This window comes from Collimonas sp. PA-H2, assembly GCF_002564105.1.
In the GTDB taxonomy this organism is placed as follows: domain Bacteria; phylum Pseudomonadota; class Gammaproteobacteria; order Burkholderiales; family Burkholderiaceae_D; genus Collimonas.
In genome coordinates this window covers 509,070-522,004 of sequence record NZ_PDBX01000001.1, presented here as the reverse complement: position 1 = coordinate 522,004, position 12,935 = coordinate 509,070, and the positions used below count along the sequence as shown (strand labels likewise).

Below are 12,935 nucleotides of genomic sequence, written 5' to 3'. Positions count from 1 at the left end.
CGTAGGCGGAAAAGACAAGTAGAAAGAAGCAGCTAGCGAGTAGCCAGGCGGCTAATGTGGCGCGCGTCATTGCTGCACCATCACAGTTACGCCAAGTGCGCCGGCGTCGTAGGCCGCGTCCATCAGCGCATTGCGGTCACCGATACCGGAGTAGGTCTCTGTGCCGCCGTCCAGTGTTTTGATTGTGATTTGGTAGCTCATGCCGGCTCCTTGTGCGCATCGCGCATGTGATCTGGCAATCCTGTCGGCTTGACCTTGCGTCCGCATACAGCGCATTTGGCTTTCGGCTTTGGCGGTTGATAGGCTGCTGCTTTGGCCTTCTTTTCGTCGATTCTGCAACCGCGACAGCTGCATGGATAACCAGGCGCGTCTTCGTTAAGAAACACGCCGCAGCCTTGGCAAAGCGTCCCATCCAACATCATGTCTGCTACGTCACCCATCACAATTTCCCTTGATTAAGTTGTACCGATCTCGATCAGAATCCGCCGTCGAGTCATTGGCTAAAACTTCTCGGATGCAACAATATTAAAGTTTAACTTGTATTAAATCAAGTTAAACTTGTAATTAAATTTGAGCTTATTACAGAGTTTCAAAAAAATGAAGGCTATGGCGGAGGGGGAAACTTGTAACGTTGATAGGCCGCTTTACAATCGCAAATGCCGCAAGTGTTTCCAACGGGCGATGCGATGACACAATTTAGGCGACGAACTACACCAAGGATGACTATGGGCGTGAGAGCTCAATAGCGCCTCTGCGGCAGGCTAATGCTTCTAAATTGAGGAGGGAGATGCCCCAGCCGGAGGTGGGGGCTTATTGAAAACTACAACTGCGGATTGTGGATTTGATTTTGTTTGGATGTCGGGAATTAGAAGTCGGTGCTACACCAAACCTTAAGAATGCGGGCGAAAACTTCGAAGTCCATATCAGGCTTGATCGTCCATTCTTTGTAGGCTTTGTTTTCCGATATTGCGACAATTCCTTCGCCAGGAATTCGCTGGAGTCGCTTGATAAAACCTTCGTCGCCAACTCTAAAAAAATAGACAGAGTCGAATTCGACCGATTTAACCCCTCTATCTACAAGGAGCGGGTCGCCTGGATTAAACATGCCACGCATCGAGTCACCAAAGCCAGTGACGATTGCTAAGTTATCAATTCCTGTATGGTGCTTTACATTTTTTTGAATCCACTCAGGGCTTACGTGCCAGCTCTGAATTACCCCTGGTTGGTCGCGCAATATGACGCCATGGCCCATTGCTCCACCTGTGTTGTATTGCCGAATTTCTATTTCCTCCGATTTTTCTTTGTAGTCGCGAATCGAGATCACGACAGGTTCTCGCATATCTGCAGGTATGTCTCCCCCATACACTAGAGCAGATTCGGTAATGCCGAAATATTGAGCAATTAACTCCAATCGCCCTTTTCGCGGCATTAGACCTTTCGTGATCCATTGTTGGACTGCTTGAGGCGAGACCCCGCAATGCGCAGCCAGCGCGGTCATATTGCCGCTGTCTTTTGCGTCCAACAATTGTTTGAGCCGATATTTGAATTCCATAGTTTGGGAGTGTACAAGCGTACCTTGTAAATAGCATCTAAAGAAATACTTGTAACAATACAAGTTAAACTTTAAAATAATGCTATGAAAACTTCAATTGAGAAAGCTTGCCACATCGCTGGCGGACAAACATCGCTGGCACGAACTCTTGGTGTAAGTCCCCAAGCGGTACAGCAGTGGGTTACACGCGGAAGACCGCCATCAGGGCGCTGTATTCCAATCGAGAATGCCGTCGCTACGGAAGTAACTCGCTTTGATCTTCGGCCAGACGTATTCGGCAATTCTCTTTAGGGGGATTTGCTTTTTTAACGCGCATATCCCTCCCCATATAACCAAGCTTTTCTGCGTCAATTTTAAGTTTGGCAAACAACATTTGCCGGCCGTCTGAAATTTTATTTTATTTCCCATAGTTGAACTGTAACTTCAATTGAACCAAACAAAAACCACCGAAAAAAGGAAAACGTTGTGAGTAGAAGGCAATCTTATTTAAAAATGATCAAAGCATTTCCCGGCGGTTGGGATGCGATGGCAGCTGCCATGGGTATCACTCGTAACGCGTTGGAGAACCGTACCTATGAGCGCCAGGGGCAAACAATGAGCGTCGACAAGGCGATGCAGATGCAAGTTTTTTCAGACACTGCGCTTTTTGCACAATGCATCGCCATAGAAAGTGGTGGCGTGTTTGTCATGCTGCCGGCGCCACATGAAATCGACAACGAAGCGCTGCTGAGCAAGTTCAACAAGCTGTATGCCCACATAGGTTTGTTGTCGCGCCGCTTCAACGAGGCGACGGAAGATGGCGAGATTGATAAGCGTGAGCGAGCTGACTTGGCTGCGATAGGCGATGAGATCAGCCGCCATACCCAGGAGCTGCTGGCGCTGACATTTCGCATTTACTGCCGTAGTGACGATGAGAAGGTGGAAGCGTGAGCGAACCCATTATTTCCATCGCCGGCATCATCCAGCACGCGCATGCGGCGGCAGAGCAGGGCAATGCTGTGACCGCTTGTCGGTATCCGGTCCATTCTGAGGCAGCTGAACGCTGGCATGCTGCTTATCACGCGCGCCGGAAAGAACTACTTGAAATGGCCGCCGCATGATTCCTGTGTCTGTAGGAGATCCACGGCACGCGGCTGATCGCTATGCCGAACGCACGGCGAAGATAGTTGTTTTCAATCATGCCCAGCGAGTCTGCAAAGGGGCATGCCGCAAGCGAAAGAGTGTCGGGCAGTTCGCGCGCGGGGACAATTTGTGCAGGACATGCAGGTTGCGTACATGAAGCGAAGCCCCATGAAGCGTTCGACGAAGCCAATGCGCCGGACGGCAATGTCTCATGGCCTGACCGGCGTTCTGTCCTCCTCATCCTTCCATCGATCAAAGAAGCCGAAGTGCATCAAGACCCGTCATAAGCCGTTGACCAAGATACGCGCCTCCGCGCGCGACCAGGAATGCACGCTGCGATTTCCTGGCGTTTGTAACTACCGCACCGACACGACTGTGCTTTGTCACTCCAATCTACTGGAGGACGGTAAGGGCTACGGCATCAAGGCGCCAGATGAGAAGGGCGCCTACGGATGCTGCCGCTGTCATGACGTCCTAGATGGTCGCGCACGGCGTCCGGAGGGCTTCTCCTATGACTCGATGATTTCCCTATTTAAAGAAGCGGTGGCCTTGACGCACGCTGAGTTGCGGCGTCTAGGCTTGTTGATGGATGACTAATGAGTATTAATTTAATGTCTCTTGCATGGAAGACTGATTTGCCGTCTGGTCGGAAAATGGTGTTGCTTGCGCTGTGCGACAACGCGAACGACCAGGGTGAATGCTATCCATCTGTCGGCGCAATTGCGCAGAAGTGCAGCATGGGTGAGCGTACGGTACAGCAGCACATCACTGATATGGAAGCGGCCGGCATTGTGAGGCGTGGCCTGCGTAACGGGCGCAGCACCGTGTATAAAATAGACCCCCGCAGTTTTAGCACCCCCGCAGAATTCGCACCCCCGCAGATTCGGCACCCCGCGATATCTGCACCCACCCCCGCAGAATCTGCACCCGTACCCCCGCAGATTTTGCACCCCACCCCCGCAGATCTCGCACCCAGAACCATCAAGGAACCATCAATAGAACCATCAAGTAAACGTCAGAGGGCACGCGGTTCCCGCTTGCTCGAAGACTGGACGCTTACGAAGTCGTGGGGAGACTGGGCTCTGGAGATGCACCCGACCTGGACGCCTGAGCATGTCCGTTTGGTAGCCGACAAGTTTCGAGATCACTGGATTTCGCAACCGGGGCAGCGCGGATGCAAAACCGATTGGCTGGCGACTTGGCGCAATTGGTGCCGCAACGAGAAGCCTCTGGTTGCCAGTAGGGGCGGCGGGCAGGGCGCATGGTGGGCAACGGATGCTTCCATTGTCGCCAAAGGGGCTGAGGTTGGCTTGATGCCCATTGCCGGCGAGTCGATGCCGACGTTCAAGGGGCGGGTACAGGCTGCCATCGATAACGGCGGGCAAGCGCCACCCCCGCCACGAAGCAGGATAACCAGGTCTGACCGCGCCGAGGAGGTGCGGGGCAAGAAGCCAGAGGGGTTGAATTTGAAAGCGTTGATTAAATCGAAAGGAATGTTGGATGACTTGCCTTGAGCGCGTGGAAGTGAAATTGGGGGTGTCGAGCCCTCCGGCGGCTGTAATTAATTTCGTCGTGGATGGTCAACCAGTGGCGAAAGGCCGCCCGCGCTTTGCTCGCGTAGGGAAGGGCGTCAAGGCATACACACCGGTCAAGACTGCGACTTACGAGCAGCAGGTGAGCTGGGCGGCGAAGGCGGCGATGCGTGGCAGCAGTCCGCTGGCTGGCCCCGTTGAGCTGTACGTCATCCTGTACATGCAGATTCCCGCCAGCTATTCCAAGACGAAGCGCGCCAACGCGATTTCTGGCGACTTGCGGCCAACGGGCAAGCCTGACCTGGACAACGTGGTCAAGGGCATCAAGGATGCATGCAGCAACATCGTTTGGGGTGATGACTCGCAGGTGGTGCGGATAGTCGCCAGTAAACATTATGCCGCACGGGCGTCTGCCACTGTTATCGCCGCTCCTGTGGAAGGGAATCCGTAATGGCTGGCACTAAGCGACCCCGCAAGGCATACAAGCTGAGAGGAGCATTCGTTCCGATGATGCGATGCACCCGCAACGACCTGGCGCTGGAGCTGCGGCTGGCAATCGAGTTGCTGATTGCCGAACCCAGTCCCGATGCGTACAACCAGCTATCGAAGATGCTCCACGCAATGGGTAACTCCGGCGCCAGCGGCGAGTCGCTGGCAAGAGCTAACGACACTATGCTGGCAATCTGTGACCGCTTCGATAGGGTAGGCAAGGTTGGTGTGTCGGCGGATGAAGCTGCATCGCTTCGTCGTGCCGCCGGCGGATTGGACGAAATGCTCAGTCACATTCCTATCAACGTATTTAGCGCTGCAGTCGCCGTAGTGAGTGCGCAGTGCCTGGAGCTGGGCGTATGAACAATTTGGAAAAGCGGAGGGCATGATGGGATACGTTAATGACATTGCGGCGTTTTCGGCGTCGGCGGACCGGCGCTCTGGTGGAGAGCACCATGATAGAGGCGAAGAGATTTGCCGCCGCTTGATTCTGGCGAGAAAGCTCAACCACCTCGATCAGCGCGAGGCGGCAAAGACTTTAGGGTATAGCAATTCATCGCAGCTATCCAAGATTGAAGCCGGCCACGCTAGCGTATCGAGAGAGTTCATCGTGCGTGCTGCCGTCGCCTACGGCGTGAGCGCCGATTATCTCCTGGGACTGTCGAATGAGCCCGAGCGGGATCCGCGTACCGCTGAGCAGGTGGCAGTGTTGCGGTCGGTACAAGGGACGGTAGAGCAGAACGTTGCGGCAATGGTCACTGTCTTGCTGAAGAACGCGGGAGAGGTGGCGCCATTGCGTTCGCACCTGGAGAGCTTGACCCAGCGAATCAGCCAGCTACAGGAAGCGTACGACAAGGTGTGCCGCAAGAACGAGGCATTCCAGAATGATGTCCTGGCTGGTTCGATCCTGGAGAGTGCGGTGGACGCCGCCGGCGACGCCTCGTGTAAGGCAAAACAGTTTGTGGAGCGTCGGTCGATGATTGCCGATTTCCGCACGAAAGCGGCAACAGACGATGGCAGCTATCCATTATTTGCGAAAGAAAGTGATGTATCTGAGGGGCGGGTGGACAGATGATTGCAAGCAGATGTTCATGGCGCGATTGGGAAGCCCGTAGCGTTCGTCAATTTTCCGGAAAAAAGCAACGCTTTGCACGCGTGTGGCCACAACGCCGTTCAGAACACCCGTCCCAATTGCAGATACATATTCCAGACGCCGCGCGGGGCAACAGCTGCACCAAAATACAGCGGACCGAGGAAACTATTTCCCCCGAAAAACAAACTTGCGTTTTTTTTGTAAGGACCGCGGCCAAACTCTGTCCGTGTGTACCAGACATCACCAATCTCAAGGCTGCTGCCCAGTACCACATTGCGTAAGCCAGGCAAATTCAACCCCGGCATGTCCCGCAGATAACTGGCACGACCATACAACAAGTAACTCCCGTTAAATTGGTCCGTGCTGTAAGCCGACAGGTGCTGGAAACCTCCCAAGGTAAACCCGAGGCCACCATTGCCCACGGCATCACCCGCATTCGCATAGGTGCCGGCGGCCTCCACCGCCAGGTTGAGTGTATGGGGGCCCTTGCTGATCGCCCACAGTGCCTTGCCTTGCACATCGTTGTAACGATTTCCGGTAGCGCCAAACGCGATGTTATTGACGGCAGAAAGGTAATAGCCTTTGCGCGGAAACAAAGGATCGTCGAGCTGATCGATGGTTAATTGCGAGCGAATGATGGGTTGGTTTTGTCGAGTTCTCTCAAACTGAAAAATTGTGCCGTCCGGGTTGATAACGATCGGTGTCGAGTAGGACGGCGCAATCGTCTGCCACTGATAATTGGCACCGACGCGCAACTCCCCGATCCGCCACAGTGGGATGCCGATGTCTATACCGACCTTGGTCGTGTCACTCTGAATGCCTGTGATTGGAAGGGTTTTTGAGCTGGCATCGTCGCCACCGCCATAAAAATCAGCATGACGGCGCTGGTATTCGGCATAGGGCGCCGCATACAGACCGACGGTATTCCATAACGGCTGCCGCAATTCGGTACGCAGGCTGGTTTGTGCGCTGCCCAGCGCGATGTCGTTGCGCCACTCCAAACCGCCTGCGGTCAACCATGGCAAACGGTGCCCCAACTGCAAATTGAAATTTCCGCGACCATTGAATGTATTCGATACGCCCAGGCCGAACAACAGAAAATTCGGGCCCCAGGATTTTTCATCGGCATCCACCTTCAGCACATTGTGCCCGTTCTCCGTCATCAGCTCCTGCGTCACGCTCTTGAAATCACCGTTGGTCGCCAGCCGCGCCACATCCTTGTTCAATGCTACTGGGTTGTAGAAATCGCCTTCCTTGACGTCCAACGCGCGGCGCACCACCGCAGCCGGCACCTGGCCGTTGCTGTTGATCTGGATCTCATCGATATGGGCATCCTGCGCAAGCATAGGGCCGCCGCTGCGCGCCGCAAGATATTCTTTCCATTGCTGCTGCGGCAGCACCAGCGCCGCCAATTTGGAGCGCTGGCGCTCGGTCGCCTCGTAACCGGCCTTGACACCGTCCTTGCCGCGCGAAAAATCGGCAAAGCCCAGATCGCCCATGTCCGGCTCGATCAATATATCCTCCTTCATGAGCGAATCGAGCTGCCTCTTAACGTTCTGCTGAATCAGGATGGTCACCATCTGTTGCGCCACCGCAGTCGGTGAATCGAGGGTGGACGGATCCTGCAGATCGGTGGCAATATTGACCGCGATAATGATATCTGCACCCATGCTGCGCGCCAGCGATACCGGCAGGTTCTGCACCAGGCCGCCGTCCACCAGTGTGCGGCCATTCAGCTTGAGTGGCGCGAATAGTCCAGGCACAGCCATGCTGGCGCGAATTGCGCGCGGCAATGAGCCTTGACTCAATATGACTTCCGCACCGCTGCCGAGATCGGTTGCCACCGCGCGGAAAGGCGTCGGCAGCTTATCGAAGGAGATGCTCGCCGGCAGTTGCGGAGTCCAGTTCTGTAGCAACGCCAGCAGGTTATTCCCTTGCACCAGGCCCTTTGGCAGTTTCAGCTTGCCGTCGCCGTAACCAGCGGACAAGCCGATAGGATATTGATAATCATCTTCGCGCTGGGACTGGGGCAATTCTGCCCGATCATTGCGGTCGAAGGCGATATCGCTCAGATTGGTCTCCGTCAGAATACGGTCCAGCTCATCGACCGACAGCCCGCTCGCATACAGCCCACCGACAACTGCCCCCATGCTGGTGGCCGCGACATAATCGATGGGGATATGCATTTTCTCGAGCGCTTGCAACACTCCCAAATGCGCATAACCGCGAGCCCCGCCGCCCGACAATACCAGGCCGATACGGGGGCGGACCGGTATACTTGTCCTTGTATTGCTGACTTCGATTGTGGCATTGGGTGTTGCCGGCACGGCATGTACTTGCGCCAGCCCCAGCAATGCATACATGCTTGCACCGAGAAATAACCTGAGTGGGACGTGAGGAAACATCGACTTATTCAATTTATTCTGCCCTTTTTATGCGCGGAAGAATGCTAGAGGATATTGACATTCGCTTGAGCTTTAACGGCAGCATCGACGCAGCGATCACGATGAACGAATCGAAGCGTGAGAGCGGATTGTTATTCTGTGGGGGTGGGGAAAAGTATAGCGATGTGAGCAGTGTGGAGAACACTGATCGTGTCGCCGCGTGGCAGTAAATTACGGCAAAAAAGGCCGAGGTCGCACTGCTTCTGCAGAAGATGTGTAGGCAAGGAAAATGAACGGGAGGCGCTCTCCATTCCGGCTCACTTAATGATCACAAAAGGCATATTGTGTTGAAAAGCAGGACCCGGATCCCTTACAGTCGAAGTCATTATGTCGCATCTTTGCTCGGGGCTTAACGGAGGATAAAATTTTCCGGTGAGCAATCCAATGCCGATGCTTGTCGCATAGGTGGTCAAGCCGCTTGGGGCCGGGGGACAGGCCTTACTTCCCTCGGGCGGCTTCGTGTTTTTCCTTGCTATATTCGAGCTTGCCACGTCTGGTGATATGTTGTTACTGCCATCTTTTACTACGTTACTTTTCAACGATTCGCTGTAATCACGCGATACCGCTTTAATTGCGGCATCTATATCTGTATCGTTACTGACAGCCGTTGCTGGCGCGACGACAAATGCACATATAACAATTAGCGGGACATGCAGGCGGAATGAATGCTTCATCAGATCTTTCGTGGCAAATTACGAACTACAGAGCAACGGTTAATAGCTACCGAGTGATAGTGCAAATAGCGTTATTTAGTCAGGTGCAAAAGTAAAAAAACATTCAGCGATCAAGGTCACACAAAAGGGTCGGCATATCACTGTCCGGCTCGGCCTCTACTTGGTTTCAGTGTGACCGATCAAGCATCGATTAATGATTCTCTGCTGCGATATTTAATTCTTCGGTGGACGTGAATCGAATATCGACGACTCTAGTCGGTCGACATCCTGCAGCCACTTGATGTAACGCTCTTTGGCGAGTTGAGCATATCTGCGGACTGTTGTGGGGACGGATCTTGCCCTCCACGATACTGATTATTGTAATTATTCCTAGGGAAGCACTGATCAATTCATAATTTCTGCCGCGCGGTCGAATTTTTGGCGACGATTTTTGTCGTCACGGGAATTGCGGCCGAAAGCTGCTCGAAAATTGCATTTTGGGGCGAAATTGCCCCTGTATTTCACGCCTTTCGGCGTTCAGGACGCACTTCGGGTTTCAGTGATCGTAAATCGCCTGCCGGCCAGCACCAAATTTGCAAAGCCGAACAACGTGAACAACTGGGCGGTGTTCTTCGCCAAGCCACGGTAACGGGTCTTCTGATGACGGAACAGGTTCTTGATGACATGAAATGGATGCTCGACTTTGGCGCGTACGCTCGCCTTGAGATGCTCAAGTTTTTCAGTCATGCGACCCAGCTTGTTCTTCGGCAGGGCTTTGCGTTTGGCGCGCTTCATCGCCACGTGCCACGTCACGGCTTTGCCAATATTCTCAATGCGCTTTTCCACACCCTGATAGCCCGCATCGCCGAACGCCGCCACTTCATCGCCGTGCAGCAGCGCGTGCGCCTGCGTGACATCGGAGACATTGCCAGCAGTGCCCACAACGGTATGGACCAAGCCGGAAGCAGCGTCCACGCCGATATGCGCCTTCATGCCGAAATGCCAGTCATTACCCTTCTTCGATTGGTGCATTTCCGGATCGCGCTCACCGTCCTTATTCTTGGTCGATGGTGGTGCAGCGATCAAGGTTGCATCGACGATGGTCCCTTCGCGCATCATCAAGCCCTTGGCAGCGAGGTGCGCATTGATCGCCTCGAAAATCTTTTGTGTCAGGCCTTTCGCCTCAAGCAGGTGACGGAACTTGAGCAGCGTCGTCGCATCCGGCGCCGACTCGCGGCTCAAGTCAATGCCGACAAAAGCCCGAATGGCCTGGCTGTCGTAGATCGCATCTTCAATACCTTCGTCAGACAGGCCAAAGCACTGCTGGGCTACGTACATTCGCAACATACGCGCCAATCCAATCGGCGGACGCCCGGCGCCGGCGACCTTCGGGTAGTGTGGCTCGATCAGCTTATGCAGCTTGCCCCACGGCGTCGCCACATCAATCGCCGCAAGGAAGCGGTCACGCCGCGTCAGTTTCTTTTTGGCAGCGTACTCAAGGTCAGAAAAACTCTTTTGCATGATCGATTCCAGCGCCGGTGAAAGTGCCAATATTGTCTCAGGTATGAGCATGCTCGGAAACGGTCGCGATGGAATAAATCAGTGCTTCCCTAGCAGTGTTCGACTCTTCATGCGTTCCGCATTTAAAACGCTCCCTCGCCAATGAGAGTGATTTCCCAGCACCCTTATTCAGCGCGTTGTCCTCGTTGATATTCGGGATTTTTTTTTCAGTGTCTGTTAAGAGAATTCTCTTTCGCTCCGCAGGGAGCAAGCGATTGAAATACTGTGTTGCAGAAGATTGATTTTCTTCATCTTTATTGTGTGAGATCGTTTGAGCGTGCAGCGTGGCATTCCCCAAACTCCCCGCTACAACAAGCCATGAAGCGATGTGAGAAAACCGATATAAGTAGTTTTTCATAACAGTCCGAAAAAAAGAATGTCAACAATACATGATAAATTGTTATTTTATATGACTAGTCTGAATATTTGATGAAGGGTATCTTGCCGATGATGCGTTCGGTGCGGGGAACGGTGGAATAGAACGTCGCCGCGATGGTCACTGTCTTGCTGAAGAGTGCGGGAGAGGCGGCGCCATTGCGTTCGCACCTGGAGAGCTTGGCCTTCCGCATTGCACAGTTGCAGGAAGCATATGACAAGGTATGCCGCAAGAACGAGGCATTCCAGAACGATGTTCTGGCCGGCTCCATCCTGGAGAGTGCGGTAGATGCCGCCGGCGACGCCGCGTGCAAGGCAAAGCAGTTTGTAGAGCGCCGATTAATGATTGCCGATTTCCGCGCGAAAGCGGCAACGGACGAAGGCAGCTATCCATTATTTACGTAGATGTTGTAGTACCTACTTAATCTGATATCAAATGTCAGGTCACTCATTAAACGACCGATTTCCTGAATTGACCTTAGGCGTACGCAAACGGTATAAAAGGGCTGCGGGTTCGATTCCCGCCGCCTCCACCATTACAAACCAGCCCAGACCCCGTCAGACCGCGTAAACACTAGGGAAGCACTGATTTATTCCATCGCGACCGTTTCCGAGCATGCTCATACCTGAGACAATATTGGCACTTTCACCGGCGCTGGAATCGATCATGCAAAAGAGTTTTTCTGACCTTGAGTACGCTGCCAAAAAGAAACTGACGCGGCGTGACCGCTTCCTTGCGGCGATTGATGTGGCGACGCCGTGGGGCAAGCTGCATAAGCTGATCGAGCCACACTACCCGAAGGTCGCCGGCGCCGGGCGTCCGCCGATTGGATTGGCGCGTATGTTGCGAATGTACGTAGCCCAGCAGTGCTTTGGCCTGTCTGACGAAGGTATTGAAGATGCGATCTACGACAGCCAGGCCATTCGGGCTTTTGTCGGCATTGACTTGAGCCGCGAGTCGGCGCCGGATGCGACGACGCTGCTCAAGTTCCGTCACCTGCTTGAGGCGAAAGGCCTGACACAAAAGATTTTCGAGGCGATCAATGCGCACCTCGCTGCCAAGGGCTTGATGATGCGCGAAGGGACCATCGTCGATGCAACCTTGATCGCTGCACCACCATCGACCAAGAATAAGGACGGTGAGCGCGATCCGGAAATGCACCAATCGAAGAAGGGTAATGACTGGCATTTCGGCATGAAGGCGCATATCGGCGTGGACGCTGCTTCCGGCTTGGTCCATACCGTTGTGGGCACTGCTGGCAATGTCTCCGATGTCACGCAGGCGCACGCGCTGCTGCACGGCGATGAAGTGGCGGCGTTCGGCGATGCGGGCTATCAGGGTGTGGAAAAGCGCATTGAGAATATTGGCAAAGCCGTGACGTGGCACGTGGCGATGAAGCGCGCCAAACGCAAAGCCCTGCCGAAGAACAAGCTGGGTCGCATGACTGAAAAACTTGAGCATCTCAAGGCGAGCGTACGCGCCAAAGTCGAGCATCCATTTCATGTCATCAAGAACCTGTTCCGTCATCAGAAGACCCGTTACCGTGGCTTGGCGAAGAACACCGCCCAGTTGTTCACGTTGTTCGGCTTTGCAAATTTGGTGCTGGCCGGCAGGCGATTTACGATCACTGAAACCCGAAGTGCGTCCTGAACGCCGAAAGGCGTGAAATACAGGGGCAATTTCGCCCCAAAATGCAATTTTCGAGCAGCTTTCGGCCGCAATTCCCGTGACGACAAAAATCGTCGCCAAAAATTCGACCGCGCGGCAGAAATTATGAATTGATCAGTGCTTCCCTAGAGGTTATAAAATCTAGTCGGTCTGGCGAGGGTTGGAAAGGTCTCCATTTTCGCCCAAATTTCGCCGACGTTTTGCATGGGCGATGCCAAAGATTTGAATGTTAAATATTGTTATAAAAATAATTGTTTCAATCTAGATAAATTTGGAATATTATTCACTCAAATATGGATGATATATGGATGATTCTAGTGTAAAAATAAATCACGTCAAGAAATAATAAGTTCAAAAATGTATTCCAATTTTTTGGTATCAATTGAAATATGAGAGGCTGTATTTCTCTACGGATTAATACGGTTATTGCATTTGTAGTTTATCAA

Annotated in this window: 17 protein-coding genes; 10 read left to right on the top strand and 7 right to left on the bottom strand. The window is 53.4% G+C overall.

Annotated elements, in window-relative coordinates; translation table 11 throughout:
- Positions 1 to 66: 66 nt before the first annotated feature.
- From BCF11_RS28490 to BCF11_RS02425, 3 genes are all read right to left on the bottom strand, one after another.
- Complete coding sequence (locus BCF11_RS28490; protein WP_255407769.1) at positions 67 to 201, bottom strand: hypothetical protein; 135 nt, start codon at positions 199 to 201, stop codon at positions 67 to 69.
- Entirely contained in the window at positions 198 to 440 is a 243-nt protein-coding gene (locus BCF11_RS02430; protein WP_098493331.1) for a hypothetical protein, read from the bottom strand. Before BCF11_RS02430 ends, BCF11_RS28490 begins: the two co-directional genes overlap by 4 nt.
- A 425-nt stretch (positions 441 to 865) precedes the next feature.
- Entirely contained in the window at positions 866 to 1,552 is a 687-nt protein-coding gene (locus tag BCF11_RS02425; RefSeq protein WP_098493330.1) for a LexA family transcriptional regulator, read from the bottom strand.
- Positions 1,553 to 1,636: 84 nt separating this feature from the next.
- Between BCF11_RS02425 and BCF11_RS02420 the strand changes: the two genes are divergently transcribed.
- From BCF11_RS02420 to BCF11_RS02390, 8 genes are all read left to right on the top strand, one after another.
- Positions 1,637 to 1,843, top strand: coding sequence for a YdaS family helix-turn-helix protein (locus BCF11_RS02420; RefSeq protein ID WP_098493329.1), 207 nt, complete (start codon positions 1,637 to 1,639; stop codon positions 1,841 to 1,843).
- Positions 1,844 to 2,017: 174 nt separating this feature from the next.
- Positions 2,018 to 2,482, top strand: a complete 465-nt coding sequence (locus BCF11_RS02415) for a YmfL family putative regulatory protein (RefSeq protein WP_098493328.1) — start codon at positions 2,018 to 2,020, stop codon at positions 2,480 to 2,482.
- Positions 2,479 to 2,652 carry a hypothetical protein gene (locus BCF11_RS27885; RefSeq protein ID WP_158229133.1) on the top strand — a complete coding sequence of 58 codons (174 nt, stop codon included), beginning with the start codon at positions 2,479 to 2,481 and terminating at the stop codon, positions 2,650 to 2,652. The genes BCF11_RS02415 and BCF11_RS27885 overlap by 4 nt, the downstream gene beginning before the upstream one ends.
- A 190-nt stretch (positions 2,653 to 2,842) precedes the next feature.
- The gene (locus BCF11_RS02410; RefSeq protein WP_233212338.1) at positions 2,843 to 3,271 is read left to right on the top strand and encodes a nuclease domain-containing protein; all 429 of its coding nucleotides are present in this window, start codon (positions 2,843 to 2,845) and stop codon (positions 3,269 to 3,271) included.
- Positions 3,271 to 4,188 carry a helix-turn-helix domain-containing protein gene (locus tag BCF11_RS02405; RefSeq protein WP_098493327.1) on the top strand — a complete coding sequence of 306 codons (918 nt, stop codon included), beginning with the start codon at positions 3,271 to 3,273 and terminating at the stop codon, positions 4,186 to 4,188. Before BCF11_RS02410 ends, BCF11_RS02405 begins: the two co-directional genes overlap by 1 nt.
- A gap of 73 nt (positions 4,189 to 4,261) precedes the next feature.
- Positions 4,262 to 4,657 (top strand): RusA family crossover junction endodeoxyribonuclease, encoded by a 396-nt coding sequence (locus BCF11_RS02400; RefSeq protein ID WP_233212337.1) that lies wholly within the window; start codon positions 4,262 to 4,264, stop codon positions 4,655 to 4,657.
- Positions 4,658 to 4,713: 56 nt separating this feature from the next.
- Positions 4,714 to 5,058, top strand: a complete 345-nt coding sequence (locus BCF11_RS02395) for a hypothetical protein (RefSeq protein WP_143751241.1) — start codon at positions 4,714 to 4,716, stop codon at positions 5,056 to 5,058.
- A 22-nt stretch (positions 5,059 to 5,080) separates the two neighbouring features.
- A complete protein-coding gene (locus BCF11_RS02390) occupies positions 5,081 to 5,770 on the top strand; it encodes a helix-turn-helix domain-containing protein (protein ID WP_098493324.1) in 690 nt (229 codons plus the stop codon).
- Positions 5,771 to 5,868: 98 nt separating this feature from the next.
- Here the strand turns inward: BCF11_RS02390 and BCF11_RS02385 are convergent, their stop codons facing one another.
- From BCF11_RS02385 to BCF11_RS27390, 4 genes are all read right to left on the bottom strand, one after another.
- Positions 5,869 to 8,151: a patatin-like phospholipase family protein gene (locus tag BCF11_RS02385; protein WP_098493323.1), complete on the bottom strand. Its 2,283-nt coding sequence runs from the start codon at positions 8,149 to 8,151 to the stop codon at positions 5,869 to 5,871.
- Between the two features lie 338 nt (positions 8,152 to 8,489).
- Positions 8,490 to 8,906 carry a hypothetical protein gene (locus tag BCF11_RS27395; protein WP_143751240.1) on the bottom strand — a complete coding sequence of 139 codons (417 nt, stop codon included), beginning with the start codon at positions 8,904 to 8,906 and terminating at the stop codon, positions 8,490 to 8,492.
- A gap of 516 nt (positions 8,907 to 9,422) precedes the next feature.
- Positions 9,423 to 10,406, bottom strand: coding sequence for an IS5 family transposase (locus BCF11_RS02380; protein WP_098493072.1), 984 nt, complete (start codon positions 10,404 to 10,406; stop codon positions 9,423 to 9,425).
- 37 nt (positions 10,407 to 10,443) lie between these two features.
- A complete protein-coding gene (locus BCF11_RS27390) occupies positions 10,444 to 10,803 on the bottom strand; it encodes a hypothetical protein (RefSeq protein ID WP_143751239.1) in 360 nt (119 codons plus the stop codon).
- A gap of 197 nt (positions 10,804 to 11,000) precedes the next feature.
- On the opposite strand from BCF11_RS27390, the gene BCF11_RS02375 reads away from it, so the two are divergent.
- Entirely contained in the window at positions 11,001 to 11,225 is a 225-nt protein-coding gene (locus BCF11_RS02375) for a hypothetical protein (protein ID WP_143751238.1), read from the top strand.
- A 262-nt stretch (positions 11,226 to 11,487) separates the two neighbouring features.
- Complete coding sequence (locus tag BCF11_RS02370) at positions 11,488 to 12,471, top strand: IS5 family transposase (RefSeq protein WP_098493072.1); 984 nt, start codon at positions 11,488 to 11,490, stop codon at positions 12,469 to 12,471.
- Positions 12,472 to 12,935 lie beyond the last annotated feature (464 nt).

Bases quoted from the DNA above. Each gene is read 5' to 3' on its own strand.
- BCF11_RS02410 (WP_233212338.1), top strand. From the start codon at position 2,843: ATGAAGCGTTCGACGAAGCCAATGCGCCGGACGGCAATGTCTCATGGC.
- BCF11_RS02380 (WP_098493072.1), bottom strand. From the start codon at position 10,406: ATGCAAAAGAGTTTTTCTGACCTTGAGTACGCTGCCAAAAAGAAACTG.
- BCF11_RS02390 (WP_098493324.1), top strand. From the start codon at position 5,081: ATGATGGGATACGTTAATGACATTGCGGCGTTTTCGGCGTCGGCGGAC.
- BCF11_RS02385 (WP_098493323.1), bottom strand. From the start codon at position 8,151: ATGTATGCATTGCTGGGGCTGGCGCAAGTACATGCCGTGCCGGCAACA.
- BCF11_RS02405 (WP_098493327.1), top strand. From the start codon at position 3,271: ATGAGTATTAATTTAATGTCTCTTGCATGGAAGACTGATTTGCCGTCT.
- BCF11_RS28490 (WP_255407769.1), bottom strand. From the start codon at position 201: ATGAGCTACCAAATCACAATCAAAACACTGGACGGCGGCACAGAGACC.
- BCF11_RS27390 (WP_143751239.1), bottom strand. From the start codon at position 10,803: ATGAAAAACTACTTATATCGGTTTTCTCACATCGCTTCATGGCTTGTT.
- BCF11_RS27395 (WP_143751240.1), bottom strand. From the start codon at position 8,906: ATGAAGCATTCATTCCGCCTGCATGTCCCGCTAATTGTTATATGTGCA.
- BCF11_RS02420 (WP_098493329.1), top strand. From the start codon at position 1,637: ATGAAAACTTCAATTGAGAAAGCTTGCCACATCGCTGGCGGACAAACA.
- BCF11_RS02370 (WP_098493072.1), top strand. From the start codon at position 11,488: ATGCAAAAGAGTTTTTCTGACCTTGAGTACGCTGCCAAAAAGAAACTG.
- BCF11_RS02395 (WP_143751241.1), top strand. From the start codon at position 4,714: ATGATGCGATGCACCCGCAACGACCTGGCGCTGGAGCTGCGGCTGGCA.
- BCF11_RS02425 (WP_098493330.1), bottom strand. From the start codon at position 1,552: ATGGAATTCAAATATCGGCTCAAACAATTGTTGGACGCAAAAGACAGC.
- BCF11_RS02430 (WP_098493331.1), bottom strand. From the start codon at position 440: ATGGGTGACGTAGCAGACATGATGTTGGATGGGACGCTTTGCCAAGGC.